33 protein-coding genes are annotated in these 20205 nt (G+C 48.2%); 1 reads left to right on the forward strand and 32 read right to left on the reverse strand.

Annotated elements, in window-relative coordinates; translation table 11 throughout:
- Positions 1-164: 164 nt before the first annotated feature.
- A complete protein-coding gene (locus V6C93_RS08230) occupies positions 165-710 on the forward strand; it encodes a phycobiliprotein lyase (protein ID WP_333476172.1) in 546 nt (181 codons plus the stop codon).
- 58 nt (positions 711-768) lie between these two features.
- On the opposite strand, the gene prfA is transcribed toward V6C93_RS08230, so the two are convergent.
- The 32 genes from prfA to rplC all read right to left on the reverse strand — a co-directional run bounded on the left by prfA (position 769) and on the right by rplC (position 19832).
- Positions 769-1881, reverse strand: a complete 1113-nt coding sequence (gene prfA / locus V6C93_RS08235; protein ID WP_333476173.1) for a peptide chain release factor 1 — start codon at positions 1879-1881, stop codon at positions 769-771.
- Between the two features lie 102 nt (positions 1882-1983).
- On the reverse strand, positions 1984-2232 hold the full coding sequence (rpmE, locus tag V6C93_RS08240; protein WP_333476174.1) for a 50S ribosomal protein L31: 249 nt from the start codon (positions 2230-2232) through the stop codon (positions 1984-1986).
- A gap of 162 nt (positions 2233-2394) precedes the next feature.
- A complete protein-coding gene (gene rpsI, locus V6C93_RS08245; RefSeq protein WP_349262651.1) occupies positions 2395-2808 on the reverse strand; it encodes a 30S ribosomal protein S9 in 414 nt (137 codons plus the stop codon).
- The gene (gene rplM, locus V6C93_RS08250) at positions 2808-3263 is read right to left on the reverse strand and encodes a 50S ribosomal protein L13 (RefSeq protein ID WP_333476175.1); all 456 of its coding nucleotides are present in this window, start codon (positions 3261-3263) and stop codon (positions 2808-2810) included. The genes rpsI and rplM overlap by 1 nt, the downstream gene beginning before the upstream one ends.
- 182 nt (positions 3264-3445) lie before the next feature.
- Complete coding sequence (gene truA / locus V6C93_RS08255; RefSeq protein ID WP_349262653.1) at positions 3446-4309, reverse strand: tRNA pseudouridine(38-40) synthase TruA; 864 nt, start codon at positions 4307-4309, stop codon at positions 3446-3448.
- Positions 4310-4450: 141 nt separating this feature from the next.
- Positions 4451-4801, reverse strand: a complete 351-nt coding sequence (gene rplQ, locus V6C93_RS08260; RefSeq protein ID WP_333476177.1) for a 50S ribosomal protein L17 — start codon at positions 4799-4801, stop codon at positions 4451-4453.
- A gap of 51 nt (positions 4802-4852) precedes the next feature.
- Positions 4853-5800, reverse strand: coding sequence for a DNA-directed RNA polymerase subunit alpha (locus V6C93_RS08265; RefSeq protein ID WP_333476178.1), 948 nt, complete (start codon positions 5798-5800; stop codon positions 4853-4855).
- 185 nt (positions 5801-5985) lie between these two features.
- Positions 5986-6378 carry a 30S ribosomal protein S11 gene (rpsK, locus tag V6C93_RS08270; RefSeq protein ID WP_333476179.1) on the reverse strand — a complete coding sequence of 131 codons (393 nt, stop codon included), beginning with the start codon at positions 6376-6378 and terminating at the stop codon, positions 5986-5988.
- 45 nt (positions 6379-6423) lie between these two features.
- Positions 6424-6807: a 30S ribosomal protein S13 gene (rpsM, locus tag V6C93_RS08275; protein ID WP_333476180.1), complete on the reverse strand. Its 384-nt coding sequence runs from the start codon at positions 6805-6807 to the stop codon at positions 6424-6426.
- 57 nt (positions 6808-6864) lie between these two features.
- Complete coding sequence (gene rpmJ, locus V6C93_RS08280; RefSeq protein WP_015186054.1) at positions 6865-6978, reverse strand: 50S ribosomal protein L36; 114 nt, start codon at positions 6976-6978, stop codon at positions 6865-6867.
- A gap of 110 nt (positions 6979-7088) precedes the next feature.
- On the reverse strand, positions 7089-7313 hold the full coding sequence (gene infA / locus V6C93_RS08285; RefSeq protein ID WP_008191178.1) for a translation initiation factor IF-1: 225 nt from the start codon (positions 7311-7313) through the stop codon (positions 7089-7091).
- Between the two features lie 356 nt (positions 7314-7669).
- Positions 7670-7951: a translation initiation factor IF-1 gene (gene infA / locus V6C93_RS08290; RefSeq protein ID WP_333476181.1), complete on the reverse strand. Its 282-nt coding sequence runs from the start codon at positions 7949-7951 to the stop codon at positions 7670-7672.
- Between the two features lie 179 nt (positions 7952-8130).
- The gene (locus tag V6C93_RS08295; protein WP_333476182.1) at positions 8131-8685 is read right to left on the reverse strand and encodes an adenylate kinase; all 555 of its coding nucleotides are present in this window, start codon (positions 8683-8685) and stop codon (positions 8131-8133) included.
- 135 nt (positions 8686-8820) lie between these two features.
- Positions 8821-10167: a preprotein translocase subunit SecY gene (gene secY / locus V6C93_RS08300; protein ID WP_333476183.1), complete on the reverse strand. Its 1347-nt coding sequence runs from the start codon at positions 10165-10167 to the stop codon at positions 8821-8823.
- Positions 10168-10225: 58 nt separating this feature from the next.
- Positions 10226-10687, reverse strand: coding sequence for a 50S ribosomal protein L15 (rplO, locus tag V6C93_RS08305; RefSeq protein WP_333476184.1), 462 nt, complete (start codon positions 10685-10687; stop codon positions 10226-10228).
- A gap of 169 nt (positions 10688-10856) precedes the next feature.
- Positions 10857-11378: a 30S ribosomal protein S5 gene (rpsE, locus tag V6C93_RS08310; RefSeq protein ID WP_333476185.1), complete on the reverse strand. Its 522-nt coding sequence runs from the start codon at positions 11376-11378 to the stop codon at positions 10857-10859.
- 163 nt (positions 11379-11541) lie between these two features.
- The gene (gene rplR / locus V6C93_RS08315) at positions 11542-11904 is read right to left on the reverse strand and encodes a 50S ribosomal protein L18 (protein ID WP_333476186.1); all 363 of its coding nucleotides are present in this window, start codon (positions 11902-11904) and stop codon (positions 11542-11544) included.
- A gap of 2 nt (positions 11905-11906) precedes the next feature.
- Complete coding sequence (gene rplF, locus V6C93_RS08320) at positions 11907-12446, reverse strand: 50S ribosomal protein L6 (RefSeq protein ID WP_333476187.1); 540 nt, start codon at positions 12444-12446, stop codon at positions 11907-11909.
- Positions 12447-12534: 88 nt separating this feature from the next.
- Positions 12535-12936 (reverse strand): 30S ribosomal protein S8, encoded by a 402-nt coding sequence (gene rpsH / locus V6C93_RS08325; RefSeq protein ID WP_333476188.1) that lies wholly within the window; start codon positions 12934-12936, stop codon positions 12535-12537.
- Positions 12937-12960: 24 nt separating this feature from the next.
- Complete coding sequence (gene rplE / locus V6C93_RS08330) at positions 12961-13506, reverse strand: 50S ribosomal protein L5 (RefSeq protein WP_333476189.1); 546 nt, start codon at positions 13504-13506, stop codon at positions 12961-12963.
- Positions 13507-13634: 128 nt separating this feature from the next.
- Positions 13635-13994, reverse strand: coding sequence for a 50S ribosomal protein L24 (gene rplX / locus V6C93_RS08335; RefSeq protein ID WP_349262652.1), 360 nt, complete (start codon positions 13992-13994; stop codon positions 13635-13637).
- The gene (rplN, locus tag V6C93_RS08340) at positions 13994-14362 is read right to left on the reverse strand and encodes a 50S ribosomal protein L14 (protein WP_015186042.1); all 369 of its coding nucleotides are present in this window, start codon (positions 14360-14362) and stop codon (positions 13994-13996) included. Before rplN ends, rplX begins: the two co-directional genes overlap by 1 nt.
- An 85-nt stretch (positions 14363-14447) precedes the next feature.
- On the reverse strand, positions 14448-14699 hold the full coding sequence (gene rpsQ / locus V6C93_RS08345) for a 30S ribosomal protein S17 (protein ID WP_333476190.1): 252 nt from the start codon (positions 14697-14699) through the stop codon (positions 14448-14450).
- Between the two features lie 6 nt (positions 14700-14705).
- Positions 14706-15014, reverse strand: coding sequence for a 50S ribosomal protein L29 (rpmC, locus tag V6C93_RS08350; protein WP_333476191.1), 309 nt, complete (start codon positions 15012-15014; stop codon positions 14706-14708).
- A 3-nt stretch (positions 15015-15017) separates the two neighbouring features.
- The gene (gene rplP, locus V6C93_RS08355) at positions 15018-15437 is read right to left on the reverse strand and encodes a 50S ribosomal protein L16 (RefSeq protein ID WP_015186039.1); all 420 of its coding nucleotides are present in this window, start codon (positions 15435-15437) and stop codon (positions 15018-15020) included.
- 55 nt (positions 15438-15492) lie between these two features.
- Entirely contained in the window at positions 15493-16218 is a 726-nt protein-coding gene (gene rpsC, locus V6C93_RS08360; protein WP_333476192.1) for a 30S ribosomal protein S3, read from the reverse strand.
- Between the two features lie 120 nt (positions 16219-16338).
- On the reverse strand, positions 16339-16698 hold the full coding sequence (rplV, locus tag V6C93_RS08365) for a 50S ribosomal protein L22 (protein ID WP_333476193.1): 360 nt from the start codon (positions 16696-16698) through the stop codon (positions 16339-16341).
- A gap of 45 nt (positions 16699-16743) precedes the next feature.
- On the reverse strand, positions 16744-17022 hold the full coding sequence (rpsS, locus tag V6C93_RS08370; RefSeq protein WP_333476208.1) for a 30S ribosomal protein S19: 279 nt from the start codon (positions 17020-17022) through the stop codon (positions 16744-16746).
- A 127-nt stretch (positions 17023-17149) separates the two neighbouring features.
- The gene (gene rplB, locus V6C93_RS08375; RefSeq protein WP_333476194.1) at positions 17150-18013 is read right to left on the reverse strand and encodes a 50S ribosomal protein L2; all 864 of its coding nucleotides are present in this window, start codon (positions 18011-18013) and stop codon (positions 17150-17152) included.
- Positions 18014-18130: 117 nt separating this feature from the next.
- Positions 18131-18433 carry a 50S ribosomal protein L23 gene (locus tag V6C93_RS08380; protein ID WP_333476195.1) on the reverse strand — a complete coding sequence of 101 codons (303 nt, stop codon included), beginning with the start codon at positions 18431-18433 and terminating at the stop codon, positions 18131-18133.
- Positions 18426-19058 carry a 50S ribosomal protein L4 gene (rplD, locus tag V6C93_RS08385; protein WP_333476196.1) on the reverse strand — a complete coding sequence of 211 codons (633 nt, stop codon included), beginning with the start codon at positions 19056-19058 and terminating at the stop codon, positions 18426-18428. The genes V6C93_RS08380 and rplD overlap by 8 nt, the downstream gene beginning before the upstream one ends.
- Before the next feature lie 138 nt (positions 19059-19196).
- Entirely contained in the window at positions 19197-19832 is a 636-nt protein-coding gene (gene rplC, locus V6C93_RS08390; protein WP_333476209.1) for a 50S ribosomal protein L3, read from the reverse strand.
- Positions 19833-20205 lie beyond the last annotated feature (373 nt).

Consider the following 20205-nt stretch of genomic DNA (forward strand, 5'->3'; position numbering starts at 1 on the left):
GGACTTGCTGCTCAGCTAATTCTGAAATTCATCCAAATGGCTGAGTTCAGTAGCCGGTGAGGCTGGTTAAAATTGGATTATATTAAGAAGAGTTACAAATACTTGCATAATGCCTGTTTTGTGCAGCTATACCTGAAATAACCTTCGCCTAAGGAATAACAGCGGTGACATCACGCCTAAAACTTACCCAGACTACTGAAGAATCCTTAATTGCAGCTTTTTTCCGCAAATCAGGCGGTCGCTGGCACTCGGAGCGTCGCTACTACACGCTGCCAGATGGAGAGACCAAAGAGATGGTCAGCCTGATTACTGTACGATTTCTGGAGCAAGGCTGTGATGAACTGCTGGAGTTGCAGCAATTGCACGAGTTACCGGATGGTATGGCTCTTACCTGCGGTACTCATGTGAGCTGGAAAAGTCGTGATTCCGTCACGGGGCGTAAGCAATCTGAAGACTCGACGGTGTTTGGGGCATTAGGCGATATACTTTATCGCGATCGCGGTTTTGCCACCTCTAAGCCTATTACTGCCCAGTACTACTTCTCCCATCCCCAAACCTTATGCTTACGAACCGAATACAAAGGCTCTGTATTTGAGGAAGAAGTTAAACTGGTTGGCGACCACTATCGCACGCGGCAAAGTATCATCTCCCGTGCTGGTGAACAGAAGATGATCGGTCAGTATTTGGAAAAGCGAATCAAGCTTGATTAATCAAAAACAAACCCCGCTATTTCTACCGGGGCTTTTGTTTAGATTACAGTCTGAAATTTTATTTAAGCGATTCAGCACTAGAAGTAGAAGCCGCCAACTCCTCTAAGCGTTCCTGCTGATCTTGGCTAATGCAAGATTGAATCATTGTTTCCAAATCGCCTTCAAGAACTGGGTTAAGTGAATAGTTTTGACCCAGACGGTGATCGGTAACGCGATTGTCTTTGTAATTATAAGTTCGGATTTTCTCGGATCGAGAACCGGTACCTACTTGTAACAGCCGCATCGATCTTACAGCTTGTTGTTGCTCCTGTAGCTTGATCTCGTAAAGCTTAGCGCGGAGAATCTGCATCGCTCGCTCTCGGTTTTGCAGCTGAGAGCGCTCTTCCGTACAGAACACTCGAATCCCTGTAGGCTTGTGGATCAGGTCAACGGCTGTTTCCACTTTGTTAACGTTTTGTCCACCAGCACCGCCGGAACGAGCGGTTTTCATTTCTATATCTTTTGGGTCAATGTGGACTTCCACATCATCCACTTCCGGCATCACTGCCACCGTTGCTGTAGATGTGTGAACTCGTCCCCCGGCTTCTGTGACCGGCACCCGTTGTACCCGATGAACGCCCGCTTCAAACTTCAGCTTACTGTAAACCTGGTCGCCCTGAATTTCCAGAATCGCCTCTTTAAAGCCGCCCATATCTGCCAGCGACTCAGAAAGCAACTTGACCCGCCACTTTTGAGATTCGGCGTAACGGGAGTACATCCGCACCAAGTCACCGGCCCAGATACTTGCTTCATCGCCACCCGTTCCAGCCCGAATTTCCAACATGATGTTTTTGTCATCATTAGGGTCACGGGGCAATAGTAAAATTTTCAGGCGGGCTTCCAGCTCGTTTGACTTATTCTCAAGTTCCTCCACTTCCAAGGCTGCCATCTCATGCAACTCTGGGTCGCTACTGGATTCCTTGAGGACGCTGCGTGCTCCCGCTAGCTCTTGCTGAGTTATCTTCCAGGTATCGTAGGTATTGACAACTTCCTCCAGGGAGGAACGCGCCTTTGTGACCCGTTGCATCTCGTTCGGGTCGGTCGCAATATCGGGATCGGCTAGACGCCGTGTTAACTCATTAAAAGTTTGCTCAACCGATTGTAGTTTCTCCAGTAGGTAGGTTTCCGCCATGACTTGTGCGATCGCTCCATCGAAATAGCTGATTGGCTTACAAATAAAAAGAATCGACCCAGCTCTTAAGAGGGACTGGGTGATGATAGCAAGCCAAGTTCGCTATTTTTCTTTTGAGCCTGGTTTGTTCGCTGGAGCCGCATCATCGAGCATTCCGTATTTCCGCATAAAGCGCTCGACTCGACCTTCGGTGTCAATCATTTTCTGCGTACCTGTGTAGAAAGGGTGGTTGCCCGACCACACATCAACATGGAGTTCTGGCTTGGTTGAGCCAACGGTCATCACAACTTCCCCGTTGCAATAGACCTTAGCTTCTGGATACCACTTGGGATGAATATCAGATTTTGGCATGACTTTTCCTTGACTTTAAACTTTTGTCAACCCTTTTTAAATTTTAGCTTTTTGCTGCTGAGCAAGGGACTCCGGTACGGAGGACTGGGAACTAGGGAACCGTAGAATTCCCAATCCCGTTCTGGGTTAGCAATTAGCTGACACTTGAGGAGTACAAAGCGTTTATCGCTTGGAGTACTGAGGTGCTTTACGAGCTTTGTGTAAGCCGTATTTTTTGCGTTCTTTGGCTCGTGGGTCACGAGTCAAGTAGCCTTCTATTTTTAGAGGTGAACGGTTGTCTGGGTCTAGTTCACACAAGGCTCTAGCCACTCCCAGACGAATTGAGTCAGCTTGACCGGTTAAGCCACCCCCGTGAGCATTCACTAAGATGTCATACTCATTTTCCAGACCCAGAGTTTCTAGAGGGGCTTTTGCCACTGCGATATAAGCGGCATTGTATTGGAAGTAAAGGTCTCCTGGGTGATTATTGACCACAAGCTGACCACTACCAGGAACTAGACGCACACGGGCTACGGAAGACTTACGGCGACCCGTGCCCCAGTACATGACGCGATCGGTTGTTTCTGTAGCTTGCATTATTTATCTCCTCCTGGGATGGTCTGAATAGTGAGGGTTTGTGGTTGTTGGGCTTGGTGGGGATGGCTGTCCCCTGCGTAAACTTTCAGTTTTGTGAACAGACCCTTACCGAGCGAGTTCTTGGGCAGCATTCCCTTAACGGCATGTTCAATAATCCGTTCCGGTATACGGGCTTGCAACTTAGCAAAGGTCTCTGTCTTCATCCCGCCGGGACGACCTGAATGACGGCGATAAAGCTTCTGAGTTCGTTTTTTGCCAGTGACCATAATTTTTTCCGCATTGACCACGATGACAAAATCACCGGTATCCATGTGGGGAGTGTAGGTCGGTTTGTTTTTACCCGTAAGAATCATGGCAATCTCACTAGCTAGCCGTCCTAGACGTTGGTTGGTCGCGTCTATGAGGTACCAATTTTTTTCGAGGGAGTCCTGAGGGGGGAGGTATGTTTTTTCCATCGGTCTGTATCTAAGTTGAAAGTTTAAAGTTAGGTTGAAGGTTGAAAGTTGAGAGGTTGAAACTTTTTCGCGTTAGGAGCTCTACTCGTTCTGCGTGGGCGCAGGGTTCTCCGAAGGAGTAGGGGGAGATTTAAGCGAAGCCGAAGCAACGTATAACCTTTTAACCTACAACCTTCAACCCATCACTTGAGGCAGTATTCAGCTTCACTCAAGGTGGGTAAGAGAAACTTGGGCTGTGTGTCAAACCAAACTTCTGGAGGAAAGGGCGAGTTTGGGTAGCCGACACGTAATAAGCACAGCCCCTTGGCGGGGGCTGCGTATCTTACTTTTTCGCGGCACTGGTTAACCCAAAGTTCTGTGAAATCTTTTGGGTCTAGCTCTCCCCTTCCTACTTGTACTAACATTCCCACCAAGAGCCGCACCATGCCATATAAAAATCCATTAGCCTGAATTTCTATATGAATAAATGAGCCATTGCGGTAACATTCTGCCGCTTGGACATCAACCCAAGAATGCGATCGCCCTGAGTTGGCGCGGTGGAATGCTGCTAGGTGGTGCTTACCAATCAGGGGGTTTAATGCCTCCTGAATGAGAACCTCATCAAGGGGTGCATAATAATAATGCCAACTAAAGGGTCGCACAAACAAGTTGGGTCGCTTGTCGATATAGAGGGTGTATCGGTAACGACGCCAGCTAGCGCTGAAACGAGCGTGCCAGTCGGGAGCAACCGACGCTGACGCCCGAATTAGGATATCGTCAGGTAGCCTGCTATTGAGAACATTCGCCCAGCGGTGGGCTGGGATCGATCCTGTAGCATTAAAGTGGGCGACCTGAGCAGCGGCGTGAACCCCTGTATCTGTACGACCCGCCCCATGTAAAGTCACGGGGTGCTGTAGCACTGTAGCGATCGCTTGTTCAATTTCCTGCTGTACGCTGCGATGGTGAGGTTGCCTCTGCCAGCCCGAAAAATTGGTACCCAGGTATTGAATCACCAGGGCAATTCTCCCAGAGTTGGGGTGAAGGTTGTAGGTTAACGGCTTGCCAATTGCCTCACCTTGGCTTGAACGTTCAATGTTCAAACCTTTAACCTCGCCAGCGTCCTCGGATAAACTTCGGCGCTGCGCTAACAACTGTTCGTTGGAGCCTTCAACCTTCAACCTTCAACCTTCTAACCTTCAACCTTATTATCAGACCAGCTCGATAATAGCCATTTCTGCATTATCGCCACGACGTGGCACGGTTCTCAAGATGCGGGTATATCCGCCGTTGCGATCGCTATAGCGCTCTTTAACTCCCTCAAAAAGGGAATGAACCAACTGCTTGTCGTAAATATAGCCCAGCGCCTGACGCCGGGACGCCAAGGAGCCGTTTTTAGCCAGGGTAATCATTTTTTCCACTTCCGCACGCACAGCTTTCGCCCGCACTTTAGTGGTGGTGATTCGTCCGTGACGAATCAATTCTGTTGCCAGGGATCTCAGCAGAGCCTTTCGCTGGTCAGCGGGTTTTCCCAGTTGGGGTACACGACATCGGTGACGCATCTTTTTCTGTTCCTATACACTTCCACTACACTGAATTGCTCCTGTCAAAGCCTAGCTTGGTTTGGCGGATTTCTCTTGAGGCAGCGTTATCCCCAAACGCCGTTGCAAGGCTTCAATTACTTCTTCAGCCGACTTTTGACCAAAGTTTTTGATTTCCAGGAGGTCTTCCTGACTATAATCCAGCAAGTCAGCGACTGAATTGATCTGAGCACGCTTCAAACAGTTATACGCCCGCACAGACAGTTGCAATTCTTCTATGGGGATTTGGCTGGTTGGATCTTCATCATCTGGATATTCATCTTTAATGGACTCCAGATTGATATCTTTCAATGGATTAAACAGCTCCACCAAAAGATTTGCGGCTTGACTCAACGCTTCTTGGGGTGTCAAGCTACCATTTGTCCAGATTTCCAGAAGCAAGCGGTCTCTTTCTAGAGAGCCGTCAATGCGAGCATCCTCAACGCTGTAATTTACCTTACTCACCGGCATAAATACAGCGTCAATCTGGAGGAAGTCCACCGCTGACCCATCTTCGCGACCCCGGTCTACGGAACGATAGCCTTTTCCTTTTTCAATTCGGAACTCCATCTCCAGCCTTGCCCCCTCGGCTAAAGTGGCAATGTACTGACCTGGATCTACAATTTCCACTTCCGAGGGTAAATCGAACTGAGCCGCTCTCACGGTCGCGGGCCCCGTAATCATGACTCGACCAATCTGAGGCGCAGAGGTATAGCTTTTGAGGACAATCTCCTTCATGTTTAGAAGGATTTCCAGAACGTCCTCTCTGACTCCTTCAATGGTGGCAAACTCATGGTTGACCCCAGCAATGCGGACAGCCGTCACGGCTGCCCCTTCCAGGTTTGATAGGAGAACCCGTCTTAATGCGTTACCAACTGTTGTACCTTGACCGCGTTCGAGAGGCTCCAAGACAAATTTACTATATTGACTCTGATTCTTCAGTGTTTTAGACTCTACACACTCGATCTGAAACTGCGCCACGGAGTAACCTCCCTTATTCATAAGACCCAAAAGAAAGCACTTTTATCGTGCTTTCTCATTTGTTGCTCCCGACAAGCGATCGGGTGCGATATACCAATTAGCGAAGCACCAGCAGGTTAGTATAACGGCCTGATGCACTTTTCCCGACTGACACTCCTCAATCTCTCCTACAAACCAATTATTGGTTAAACTCGACGCCGCTTGGGCGGACGGCAGCCGTTATGGGGAATGGGTGTCACATCCCGAATCAAGGTAATTTCCAATCCTGCCCCTTGAATGGCTCGAATGGCTGTTTCGCGCCCAGCACCTGGACCGCTCACCATCACTTCAATCTGACGCATTCCCTGGTCGATAGCTCTCCTAGCCGCTGAGTCAGCAGCCGTTTGAGCGGCGAAAGGAGTTCCTTTTTTTGCTCCTTTAAACCCGCTTGAACCCGCTGAAGCCCAAGAAACCACGTCACCTCTTGTGTCAGCAATTGTGACGATTGTGTTATTAAATGTGGACTGGATGTAGGCTACTCCGTTAGGTACATTACGTTTTTGCTTCTTTGCACCTGTTTTCTTTGTTGGTCGCGCCATGTCGCTCTATCGATTTAACTGTATGGGTGTAGTTGAATAAATGGATTACTTCTTAGCGGGTGGCTTCTTCTTCCCGGAAACAGCAACCCGACGACCCCGACGGGTTCGCGCATTTGTGCGAGTTCGTTGACCTCGCACCGGCAGCCCCATACGATGGCGACGACCTCTGTAGGTACCAATGTCAACCAGGCGCTTGATGTTCATGGACTCCCAGCGCCTCAGGTCTCCTTCCACCTGATAATTGCTTTCTACAGCGGCTCTGAGAGCAGCTACGTCGGCATCGCTTAAATCCTTGACTCGCGTATCAGGATTTACTCCCGTTGCTGCCAAAATCTCTTGAGACCGCGATAGACCGATTCCATAAATGTAGGTCAGACCAATTTCTACACGTTTGTCGCGAGGAAGGTCTATACCGGCAATCCGTGCCACGCTTTCTTCTCCCTATTCTTTGTTTTGTGCTACAAATGAGTCTTAAGAGCCTATGGGCTATCCTTGACGCTGTTTATGCTTGGGATTTTGACAAATCACCATGACTCGACCGCGACGTCGAATGACGCGGCACTTCTCACACATTTTTCGGACTGATGCTCTTACTTTCATGCCTTCTTTGGGCCACACTGCAAGCTTAACATTATATCACTTTCAAGATATGGCTGTTAATCTGTTTTCGTGAAATTTGAAATCTAAAGATAAACTTTAGCTGAATACTACTATTTCTTACGCAGGCGGTAAGTTATTCTGCCTTTCGTTAGATCGTAGGGCGTGAGTTCAACTTTAACGCGATCTCCAGGCAAGATTTTGATGTAATTTCGTCGGATTTTTCCCGATATGTGGGCAAGGACGTTAAAGCCATTGTCCAGATCAACCCTGAACATGGCGTTTGGCAGCGATTCGGTCACCGTGCCTTCCATTTCAATTAAGTCTTGTTTAGCCAATGGACTCAACCCTCAATACGATCAACCCCTCCTACACCTTCCAGAGTTGTGGATGTTTGTCTAGGGATTCTTAACATATTTTAGCAAAAATGTCTGCTCAGCAGCTGAGTTTTGTAGACCCCTTCTGTCTCTTTGGAGACGTTAATCGTGAACTTTCCGGAAACCTATGAGCTGATTGAGTGACCCTGAGACTGTTTCTCAGGGGCGATCGCTATTGATTCTTGTAAAGACGAACAGTCCTTTTCAAAACCACTCGTTAATTCGTTTCATCGCGTTAAGCTGAAAACGATGGCGAAGGTTTCTCTATGTATGTACATCCAGTTGCCTTGGGCGATCGCCCAAAATCGAGACGGTTTTCAGCGTGAACCGACTCGCCCTTTTCCACGAGGAATTGAGCCTTTCGCCCCAGAACCATTGTTTGGGCGATCGCGGTAGGTAATTCGGCCTTTGGTTAAATCGTAGGGACTTACACCGACTTTGACGCGATCTCCTGGCAATATTCTGATGTTATTTTGGCGAAGTTTTCCGGAGACGTGGGCAAGGACATTAACACCATTGTCCAAATCAACCCGAAACATGGCATTTGGAAGAGATTCCGTTACCATGCCTTCCATTTCAATTAAGTCTTGCTTAGCCAATACGTTTATACCTCAATTGGATTAACCACCCCCTTAGATTCAATAATTTTGGATATTTGTCCAGGGAGTCTTAACATATTTTATCAAAGATGGGATTGAAATAGCTGAGTTTCAATCGAGTGACGGCTGGACTTTTAAAAGCCCTGGGACTGAAGGCCAGCAACCAATAAACACGGATTTTAGGAGGCCACGACTTGCTGAAGGGATTGTGTAACTTCTTCCACAGAGCGATCGCCATCGATGACTTTTAAAGAGGAGCGCTCGCTGTAAAACCCAATCAACGGTTCCGTCTCGTTGCGATAAACTTCCAGTCGTCTGCGAACCGTCTGTTCGTTATCATCATGGCGTCCCCGTCCCAACAGCCGGGACATTAATACCTCATCCGGTACATCCAGGTTCACCGCGTAATCAAATACCTGGTTGAGTTCCTGTAACAGTTTTTCTAGAAAAGCCGCTTGGCTGACATTACGAGGAAAGCCGTCTAAAATCCAACCTTTGTGTGCATCCGGTTGCTTGAGGCGATCGCATACCAAATCCAAAAGTAACTCATCGGGAACTAACTCGCCCTTTTCCATGTAGGACTTGGCTTTTTTACCCAGAGGAGTGGCTTGTGCGATCGCACTACGTAAGATGTCACCTGTGGAAATATGGGGAATTTCCAATAAATCAGCCAAAAGTTTGGCTTGAGTTCCTTTCCCTGCACCTGGAGGCCCTAAAAAAATTAATCTTGTCATTAGCTTTTAACGATGACTATTGAGCGATTAGCTTGATTGATGCGGTAAATAACCAAGATTTAGAACAGTTAAGAGTTCAGCTTTTGGGCGACCAACAGTCAAGCTAATCGCTCTTTTACTCACCCCAATCTCCTGCTACTGCTTGACCATGCCTTCGTAACGCTGGGAGATCACATAGGTTTGAATCTGCTTAGCCGTGTCAATTGCCACACCCACCAAAATCAGCAACGATGTAGCACCCAACCCTTTAAACGTTGTGACTCCAGTAGCACTTTCTACCGCTGTTGGCACAACAGCCACTAATCCCAGGAAAATTGCTCCCAAGAACGTCAGCCGATTCAACACCCGCTCGACATATTCGCTCGTTGTCCGTCCGGGGCGAATGCCAGGGATACTGGCTCCCATTTTCTTCAGGTTCTGCGCCATATCCACTGGGTTAACAATCAGTGAAGCGTAGAAGTAGCTGAAGAACACGATCAACACTAGATAGACCAATACATACAGCCAGGGAGTTGGACCATTTGGGCTGAGATAATTTGAAACCTGGATTAATCCTTGGCTAACTTGTGCCAAAAATCCATTCTTAGCGCTCCCTTGTGCGAATTGAGCCAGAGACGCCGGCAGAATCAACACAGCAGAGGCAAAGATAATCGGCATTACGCCTCCCTGGTTAAGCCGCAGCGGTAGATAACTGGTTCGCTCGCGGTAGAGACGACGCCCCACTTGACGTCGCGCTGAAATAATGGGAATCCGGCGAGTTCCCTCCTGCACAAAGACAATCCCGACAATCATGACGAGGAACACCAGCAGGAGAATTACGACCTTACCCACATTTTCTCGTCCACCGGCCTGAGCAAATTCGATAGTTTGACCCAAGGTTTTGGGTAGAACAGCCACAATATTGACGAAAATTAGAAGAGAGGCTCCGTTCCCGATCCCACGTTCGGTGACTAGCTCCGATAGCCACATGACAAACATCGAACCCGCCGTTAGCGCTAGTGCTGTTTCGGCAATGAATAGGGGGCTTCCTCCATCCAGGGCATAGGGTCTGAGCAACCCAGCCGTAATCCCCACACTTTGAATCACGGCCCAACCCACTGCCACATACCGAGTAATCTGAGAAATCTTACGACGCCCAGCCTCTCCTTCATTTTTCTGTAAATTTTCTAAAGAAGGAATCGCAGCTGTCAGCAGCTGTAAGATGATTGAGGCATTGATAAAGGGCAAAATTCCCAAGGCAAAAATCCCTACAGCGGAAATACCGCCTCCAGAGAAAATGTCCAGGAATCCAAGAACCGAGTTATTTTTGATATCTGCTGAAAATCTTACACGGTCGATTCCCGGCAAAGGTAAGAAGATACCCAAGCGAGCTATAACCAATAAACCAATTGTCACAAGTAGCCGACCTCTAAGGCCAGCCGCTTGTGCCATTTGCATAAACGTTTCTTGAGCGGTTGGAGCTTTATCTCGACTAACAACCATAAAGGGCTACCTCTACAGGATACGGGGGTGAGGCAAGCACATCGACCTTAGCAGGACGTCATGCCGTTGCATTTACGCCTATCACTTCACAACTTCCACCAGCGGCCTCAATTTTTTGACGGGCACCAGCGGTGAAGGCAGCGGCTTTGATATTGAGAGCCACATTAAGCTCCCCATCGCCGAGAAGTTTCAATGGCCCATCATTCGTGGTGACAATACCTGCCTCCATTAACGAGGCTAAACTCACCTCTGTATTGGCAGGAAGTGATGATAGCTTGCCCACGTTAATCGTAGTGTAATGTTTACGATTGATGACCGTAAAGTGTTTTAACTTAGGCAGGCGACGATACAACGGCATCTGTCCACCCTCAAAGCCGGGTCGTGTATTTCCACCTGCTCGTGCTTTTTGACCCCGCATTCCTTTGCCGGCGCTTGCTCCTTGACCAGCTGCGATGCCTCGCCCTAGGCGGCGACGGCGCTTTTTAGAGCCTTTTTGGGGCACTGCATCGTTGATTCTCATAATTTTGCAATTAAGGGATTAAGGTTGAAGGTTAGTAAGTTGAAGGTTGGAAGAATGTTGTAAAGAGTTGAAGATTCAGGGTTGGAATGTTGAAAGCTCAAAAGATAACCCGCAATCTGCTCAATTTCCAACCTGTAACCCTTTTGAATGTCCCAACCTGCAACTGGGTTTAAGCGTAGAGGTTCTCAACAGGAACACCGCGTTCTTCTGCAACTTCCGAGAAGGTGCGCAGAGAGTCAAGAGCGTTGATGGCAGCTCTTGCATTGTTTAGAGGGTTATTAGAGCCTAGCTGCTTAGCCAAAATATTGCGAACCCCAGCTAATTCCAGGACAGTCCGCACCGCACCACCTGCAATTACACCCGTACCGGGTGCAGCAGGGCGCATCATCACCTTGGCTCCTACAGCAGCACCATTAGATGGATGAGGAATGGAATTAGACTTAGTCAGAGGAACATCAATCAATTGCTTTTTCCCGTCGGCAACTCCTTTACGGACAGCACCAATTACATCACTGGCTTTACCGACCCCAACACCCACTTGACCGCGCTCATTTCCCACAACTACGATCGCACGGAAGCTCAATTTTTTACCGCCTTTGACAACCTTACTGACGCGACGGATTTGGATAACTCGCTCTTGCCAGGTGGTCTCTTTCTCTTTTGCACGGTTACTTTTTCGACGAGTTGCCATAGTCTTATCCTGAAAAATTACAGAAGTATGAAGTATGAAATATAAAGTATGAAGTATGAAGTCGATCTTGGCTCAAATTTTACCTGGGAGTAAACCTAGAAAAGGCTTACCAGCCACCCCTTTCATCCTTACATCCTTCACACTTCAGACTTTCTTAGCATTTCTAAAAGTCTAACCCTGCTTCACGAGCGGCTTCTGCCAGAGCTTGGACACGACCATGATAGAGGTTGCCACCTCGGTCAAAAACGACTTTTTGGATGCCTTTTTCAATCGCTCTCTGAGCGATTAATTTGCCGACGGCGGCTGAAGCCTCACAGGTTGCCCCGGATTTTAAGTCGGATTTCAGCGTAGGTTCCAACGTGGAAGCAGCCGCCAGAGTTTGTTGCAGATTATCGTCAATCACCTGTACGTAGATATGCTCATTAGAGCGAAAGACGGCTAATCTAGGACGTTCGGCAGTACCGTTTACTTTCCGACGCACCCGCCGATGCCTGCGGCGGATTGATTCTTTACGAGTAAGTTTCATGTTTACTTCTTACCTGCTTTACCTGCTTTACGTCTGACTACTTCGTTGGCATAACGAATGCCTTTACCCTTGTAGACTTCTGGGGGACGAACAGCTCGAATTCGTGCTGCTGTGTTGCCCACAATTTCTTTATTGATTCCACTAACAATCACGTTGACATTGTTTTCAACCGCCACTTGAATACCTTCAGGCGGAACAATTTCAACCGGCTTACTGTAACCCACATTCAAAATTAAGTTACGACCTTGAACCTGTGCTCGATAACCGACGCCCTGGATAGAGAGACGCTTTTCAAACCCTTGGGAGACGCCCTCAACCATGTTCGCCACGAGAGTGCGAGACAAACCATGACGTTGACGGGCGGCTCTGGATTCATCTCGCCGCAATACTCGGAGCGTTTCACCGTCTTGCTCAACGGTGACTTGCTCCGGCAAAATCCGACTCAGCTCTCCTTTTGGACCTTTGACGGCAATATGCTGACCGTCAATATTCACGGTTACTTTACCAGGAACGGTTATAGGACGCTTGCCAATCCGCGACATAACGAAATCCTCCTTTAATTAAGTTATGAGTGATGAGCTATGAGTTACTTTTCTTAAAAGCCATAACTCAAAATTCAAAACTTTTTTCTTACCAGACATAGCACAGTACTTCGCCACCAATCCCCTGACGCCGTGCTTCTCGGTCAGTCATGATGCCACTGGAGGTAGAGATAATCGCAATGCCAATACCACCCAAAACTCTGGGTAATTCTTTGCAGTTGGAGTATACCCTTAATCCAGGCTTACTGACGCGCTTCATCGATCTAATAATCGGTTGGCGGTTTTTGCCTTTGTATTTGAGAGAAACTACTAACTGTTTTTTGATCCCTTCGCCCGCTTCTTCAAAGTCAGCAATAAAGCCTTCATCTTTGAGTACTTTGGCAATATTGCGGGTCATTCTTGTTGATGGGACATTTGTTGTTTGATGCCGTACCATACATGCATTACGAATGCGGGTCAGCATATCTGCAATTGTGTCGTTTGCCGCCATTAGTTCCTTCCTATTGCTAAACTTTTAGGTTCCCCGGAAGGGCATACCCATCTCTTTGAGTAAGGCGCGACCCTCTTCGTCGGTTTTTGCTGTTGTGATAATCGAAATATCCATACCACGAATTTGGTCTATGCTGTCGTACTCTATTTCGGGAAAGATCAGTTGCTCCCGAATGCCCAGCGTATAGTTACCACGACCATCGAAGCTTTTAGGACTGACGCCGCGAAAGTCTCGGATTCGTGGGAGTGACAGGTTAATTAACCGATTGAGAAACGAGTACATGCGATCGCCTCGTAGGGTAACCATGACGCCAACGGGCATTCCCTGGCGGATTTTAAACCCTGCGATCGCTTGTTTGGCTCGTGTCACCACAGGTTTTTGACCCGTGATGATGGCTAGCTCATTGACAGAGGATTCGAGTGCCTTCGCATTCTGAGATGCTTCTCCCAATCCCCGGTTTACAGTAACTTTTACGAGCTTCGGAACTTGATGAATGTTTGTATAGCCGAACTGCTCTTTAAGCTTTGGGACTATCGTTTCTTGGTAGAGAGTTTTCAGTTCTTTTGTCATGGTTTTTATCCTTTTCAACCCTGGGCTTGGTCAGGGAAATTTAGACGGGCTGAAGGTTAACAGGTTGAAGATTGCCCTCCAAACGTTCAACATTCACTTTCTTGCCAAGTTTCAACTTTTTGGACAAGTTAGTCGATAATTTCACCCGTTTTTTTGAGCATCCGCACTTTCCTCCCTTCGGCATTAAAGGTGTAGCAGATGCGACTGGCAATCTTTTGCTTAGTGGAGTAAAGCATAACGTTGGAGCTGTGGATGGGAGCCTCGAAGGTAACAATCTGACCCGTTTCTCCTTCCTGTTGCGGCTTAACGTGCTTAGTTTTGATGTTAATTCCTTTAACAATGACTGAGCTTCGCTTAGGCAAAGTCCGCAAAATTTCCCCAACTTTTCCCTTATCTCTACCCGCAATAACCTGTACGGTATCGCCTTTTTTGACGTGCATTTTGTAGCGCATTGCCGTATCTTTAGCGCTATGTAGTTCATTTGCCATCAGAGTACCTCCGGAGCCAGGGAAACAATTTTCGTGAAGTTTTTGTCGCGCAGTTCTCGCGCTACAGGACCGAAAACGCGGGTTCCCCTTGGGTTACCGTCGTTATTGATGATTACAGCCGCGTTGTCATCAAAGCGAATACTCATCCCGCTGTCACGACGCAGTCCTTTGCGGGTGCGAACAATCACAGCTCTTACGACATCTGACTTTTTCACAGCCATATTGGGGATGGCATCTTTCACGACGGCAATGATCACATCGCCTACACCGCCGTAGCGTCGGTTTCCGGCACCTAAGACGCGAATACACTGAAGTTTACGAGCCCCGCTGTTGTCAGCGACGTTCAGGTAAGTTTCTTGTTGAATCATGGGTAAACCTCCTTTTGAGTTGTTAGTTAATAGTTATTGGGGGTATGTTGTTAGTTCTCCAAGAACTAAAAACTAACAACAACGCTTAAGCTTGAGAGGTACTGCGAAGAATTTCCGTAACCTTCCAGCGTTTAGTACGGCTCAAGGGGCGTGTCTCTTGAATGCGAACGCGATCGCCTTCTTTACACTGATTTTCCGCGTCGTGAGCTTTGTATCGCTTTGTTTTCACAACAATCTTGCCGTACTTCGGGTGGGGAGACCGGTTTTCAATGGCAACCACGACAGTTTTATCCATTTTGTCGCTGACAACCACACCGACTCTTTCTTTAACTGCCATCGGGGTCTACTCCTCTTCTTGATCGGGTTGTGAGGCATCCGCTGCGTCCTTGGAGGCTTGAGGACTCGCTGGCACTGATGCTGCGGTTTTTGAGGCTTCGTCTGCGCTCTTGGCTGCCGCGAGTTCGCGTTCATGAACCACCGTCATCATTTGAGCAATCCGGTGACGAACGTGCTTGAACTGATGCGGCTTTTCCAGACGTCGGGTGGCTTGTTGTAGGCGCAGCTCAAATAGCTCACGCTTCGCTGCTAAAATTGCATCAGCCAGCTCGTCGTTGCTCATTTGTCTGGCATCTTCGATTTTGGGCAGAGGCATAATTTACACCTGTTCCCCTTCGCGGGTAATGAACTTCGTTTTAATTGGCAATTTGTTAGCCGCTAGACGCATCGCCTCACGAGCTGTTTCTTCTGGAACTCCAGCGATTTCATAGAGAATCCGACCTGGCTTAACAACGGCTACCCAAAATTCGGGCGAACCTTTACCAGAACCCATACGAGTCTCAGCCGCACGCTGAGTGACGGGTTTATCTGGAAAAATGCGAATCCAGATGTTCCCACCCCGGCGGATATAGCGGGTCATAGCACGACGTCCCGCTTCAATCTGACGAGCTGTAATCCAAGCCGGTTCTGTAGCTTGCAGCGCAAAGTCACCAAAATTCAAGGTGCTGCCACGAGTAGCTAGACCTTTCATCCGCCCGCGCTGCTGTTTACGGAATTTTGTTCTTCTAGGACTTAACATGATGGGTTAGTTGTTAGTTGTTAGTTGTCAGTTACTAATGACTAATGACTAATGACTATTCATTGGATCGGTCTTCAAACTGTTGGCGGCGTCGCTGTTGACGGCGACGAGGTTGAGTTGTAGTAGGAGCTGGCTCAACCTCTTGACCAGGAATCACTTCTCCTTTAAAGACCCAAACCTTCACGCCCAAAATTCCGTAAATTGTTTTCGCCTTGCGGTAGGCAAAGTCTATATTGGCGCGTAGAGTATGTAGGGGTACCCGACCTTCACGAGTCCACTCAGTTCGGGCAATTTCCGCTCCATTTAACCGACCACTGACCTGGATTTTGATTCCCTGTACGTCAGCTCGTTGGGCGCGTTGAATCGCTTGACGAACAACACGTCGGAAGGAAACTCTTCGTTCTAGCTGTTGAGCGATGTACTCGGCGATCAGTTCTGCATCCGCATCTACCCGCGCTACTTCAACCACGTTGATGCGAATTTGACGATGCCCGCCTAATGCTTCTTGAAGACCAACTCGTAAATTCTCGATTCCAGCTCCACCCCGACCAACAACAACACCGGGTCGAGCGGTGTGGATTTCTAAATCAACTTGGTCAGCTTTTCGTTCGATCCGAATGTTAGCAATTCCAGCGTTATTCAGTTTTTCTTCAACGAATTGCCGAATCTTATGGTCTTCCTGCAGGATTTCGGGGTAGCGCTTTGTGTCGGCAAACCAGCGAGAGCGATGCTCTTGAGTGATACCTAGTCGAAACCCAATTGGATGAATTTTCTGTCCCACGAATCCTTCCTTTTTTAATGATGAGTTGCTCGTTAGTAGTTTTTAGAAAACTTTTTATCTCATCCTAAAAACTCAACTTAAACAACTTGCTTTATCTCCTATACAAGAAGGCTTAGCTGATTAGTCCTGAACTTGTGGAGAAACCGCCACTGTGATATGGCAAGTTGGTTTGCGAATCTGATAAGCACGGCCTTGAGCTCTTGGGCGAAAGCGTTTCAAGCTCGGTCCCATATCAGCAAAGGCTTTGGTGATGACCAAACTAGCAGGGTCAAGACCTGAATTATGTTCAGCATTCGCTACGGCAGAGCGCAGGACTTGTAGGATGGGTTCACAAGCCCGATAAGGCATAAATTCCAAAATAATCAGGGCTTCTCGGTACGAGCGACCCCGAATTTGATCGAGAACTCGCCTCACCTTATTGGGAGACATGCGGATGTACTTTGCGATCGCTTTTGTTTCTGCTGTAGTATCTATCGCCATAGTTTTCTTTACTCTTAAGAAGTTGAGAGAACTCAATCCTTTTTACTAACGACCTGCTTTCCGGTCACTTTTTGAGTGTCCCCGAAAGGTACGAGTCGGTGCGAATTCACCCAGCTTGTGTCCCACCATCTGTTCACTGATAAAAATCGGGACGTGAGTTCGTCCGTTGTGAATTGCGATCGTGTGACCCACCATTTGAGGCAAAATTGTCGAGGCGCGTGACCAGGTTTTGATCACTTGCTTTTCGCCTCTAGCATTCAGGGATTCAATCTTGCTGAGGAGACTATCAGCGACAAAAGGACCTTTTTTTAAAGAACGACCCATAATTTCGATGTTGAAAGTTATCAGATTGAAGGTTGGAAAGTTGAGGGTTGAAGGTTGAAGGTCGAAGGTTGAAATTAGTTTCCCAACCTGTAACCTGTTAATCGGCAACCTTCTAACATCCAACTCTCTAGGACTGCCGACCGCCACGTCCTCGTTTCGATGTTTTCCGCCGACGCCGGACAATTAAAGAAGAACTTTGCTTCTTACGTTTACGGGTTTTAGCACCCAAAGCCGGCTTACCCCAAGGTGTTACAGGGCCAGAGCGACCAATTGGTGCCCTTCCTTCACCGCCACCATGTGGGTGATCCACGGGGTTCATCACGCTTCCTCTTACTTCCGGACGCCGTCCCCTGTGTCTGTTGCGACCTGCTTTGCCCAAACTGAGGTTTCTGTCTTCAATATTGCCGACTTGTCCAATCGTGGCGTAGCACTCCCGACGCACCATTCGGACTTCAGTAGAAGGAAGCTTCAAAGTGACATAGTCACCTTCTTTGGCGACGACTTGAGCTGTTGCACCTGCTGCACGGACAATTTGCCCACCCTTTCCGGGCGTTAGTTCCACATTATGGACATTCGTACCTAAGGGAATATTTTTCAGGGGCAAGGCGTTGCCAATCTCGATAGGGGCTTCCGGGCCAGACATAACGGTTGTCCCTACAGCCAACTTATCAGGATGAATAATATATCGCTTTTCCCCATCCTGATAGTAAAGAAGTGCAATCCGGGCATTGCGGTTAGGATCGTACTCAATGGTTGCCACTTTAGCTGGGATATTGTGCTTATCGCGGCGAAAGTCAATGATGCGATACAGCTGTTTGTGTCCACCTCCGCGACGGCGACTAGTAATCACGCCGCGATTGTTGCGACCCTTAGCGCGATGCTTGAACTCAACTAGTGATTTTTCTGGCTCACTCCGCGTAATCTCGGCAAAATCAGAGACCGTACCCTGACGAGTACCGGGAGTGTAGGGCCGATAAGAACGGATGCCCATAACAAATATCCTTTATTTACTCTGTATTAGAGACAGGGGATGGCAAAACTTGGGATGGGGGGTTAAGGTAGATTGAATTCATCACTTATAACGTTCCCTGTCCTCAGTGCCTCAGTCCTATACTTCGGGGAACAAGGTAATCGAGTCTCCTTCTGATAGGGTTACGATCGCCCGTTTGTACAAAGCCTTGTAACCCACAAATTTGCCAACTCGACGCTTTTTACGCGGCGGATTTAAGGTGTTTACACTGGTCACCTTGACATCAAAGAGGCTTTCAATCGCCGCCTTGATTTCCGGTTTAGTGGCTTTGGGAATCACCTCAAAGACATACTTGTTCTGCTCCAATAGCAGAGTCGCCTTTTCAGTCACAATGGGACGCCGTACCAGATCGGCAAGGTAGCGGGGGTCATACTCAGTCACTGTAAACCTCCTGAATTTTTGCAAGAGCTGTGTCCGTCGTCACAATTTTGTCAGCGTTTAGCACGTCATAGACATTCAATCTTGTCGCGCTAATTAGCCTCAGCGTTGGGATGTTCCGCGCTGATAAATAAACCGTTTGTTCAATCTCAGGAACGATGAGCAGCACCTTTGACTCTGGTGCAATTCCCCACCGAGTAATCGCTTCTACCAAGTCCTTAGTCTTCGGTCGCGTGAGTTGGTCAGCGAAGTCCTGGACTACAATCAAATCCTCAGTCCGACTCTGAAACGCCGTCCGTAAGGCTAAGCGGCGCTCTTTACGGTTCATTTTGATGTTGTAATCTCTGGGTTTAGGACCAAAGGTTACACCACCACCACGCCACAGGGGCGAACGGTTCGAGCCAGCACGCGCTCTACCTGTTCCCTTTTGCCGCCAAGGTTTACGTCCGCCTCCACTAACTTCAGCACGGGTTTTCGTGGAAGCTGTTCCTTGACGAGCATTCGTCATCTGCATCACCAGTGCCCGGTGAACAACATGAGCTGCGCTCTCTTCTTTGGCAACTCGCAAGTCTAAAGTCGCCTGTCCGACTTCTTCTCCTTGCCAGTTGCGCACCACACAATCAACCATATTCTTTAGTCCTTAGTCTCATACCAATAATTTTGGTTATTGGTAATTGGTCCAGAGGTAATCGGTCAAGAGGTTACTTTCAAGTCAAAAACTTTTACCCATTACCTATTACCCATTACCCATTACCAAAGTTAATGACTATCGACCGACCTTGTTTGTCGGTGCAATGCTCAAAAGCGCCCCTGGTTTACCGGGAACAGCACCTTTAATTAGCAGCAAGTTGCGTTCTGCGTCTACTCGCACGACCTCAAGCTTACGAATGGTTACCCGCGTGCCTCCCAAACGACCCGCCATTCTCTTGCCAGGGAATGTGCGGCCCGGTGTGGTTCCGGCACCCGTCGAACCCGGTAAGCGGTGGTTTTTGGAACCATGCGCCATCGGCCCTCTCTTGAAATTGTGGCGCTTCTGATAACCAGCAAAGCCACGACCAATGCTTGTCCCGGTGACATCAACAATTTGACCCGGTGTGAACAGATCCGCCTTTAGGGCTTGACCTAGCTCAAATTGAGCCGTGTCATCCAAGCGATACTCACGCAGATGACGTAACGGCGGGGCACTTGACTTGGCTAAGTGTCCCAGCTCTGGCTTGTTGAGTGCCTTAGGTTTGACTTCGTCATAACCAAGCTGAACGGAGGTATAACCATCCGTCTGCTTCGTTTTTACTTGTGTTACGGTGCATGGCCCCGCTTGAACGACGGTGACAGGAATCGCTCTTCCTTCCTCATCGAAGACTTGGGTCATGCCGAGTTTAGTGCCGAGGATACCGACAGACACGGCGGGTTTCTCCTTTTTAGACATCACAGCAAGGTAGGATTTACGATATTCTGTGAATTCGCTTGATCCCACCAACTTTGTCAGCCTGACTTTCAGACGAAATATCCCTTTTTTGAGGGGAAATCGTACCGTCTGGTAGCCCTGTAAGACTTAAGATACAGATTGTGTGAACCGTTTTTAGGGGGTAGTACTGGCTAACCGCGTCTCCTTGGTTCGCCGGGACTTAAGCCGTAAACGTCTCAGTATCCCTACGCAGCGAATATGCAAGTACGTATAAGTCAGAAACTGTCAGTCAAAGAACCTGTCAGATTCTTTTACAGCGCTGCCATTTGACTTTGCCTCGCTCTTAAGGCAGAGAAGACGAATGACCTGC

The organism is Allocoleopsis sp., assembly GCF_036703385.1.
Lineage (GTDB): Bacteria > Cyanobacteriota > Cyanobacteriia > Cyanobacteriales > Coleofasciculaceae > Allocoleopsis.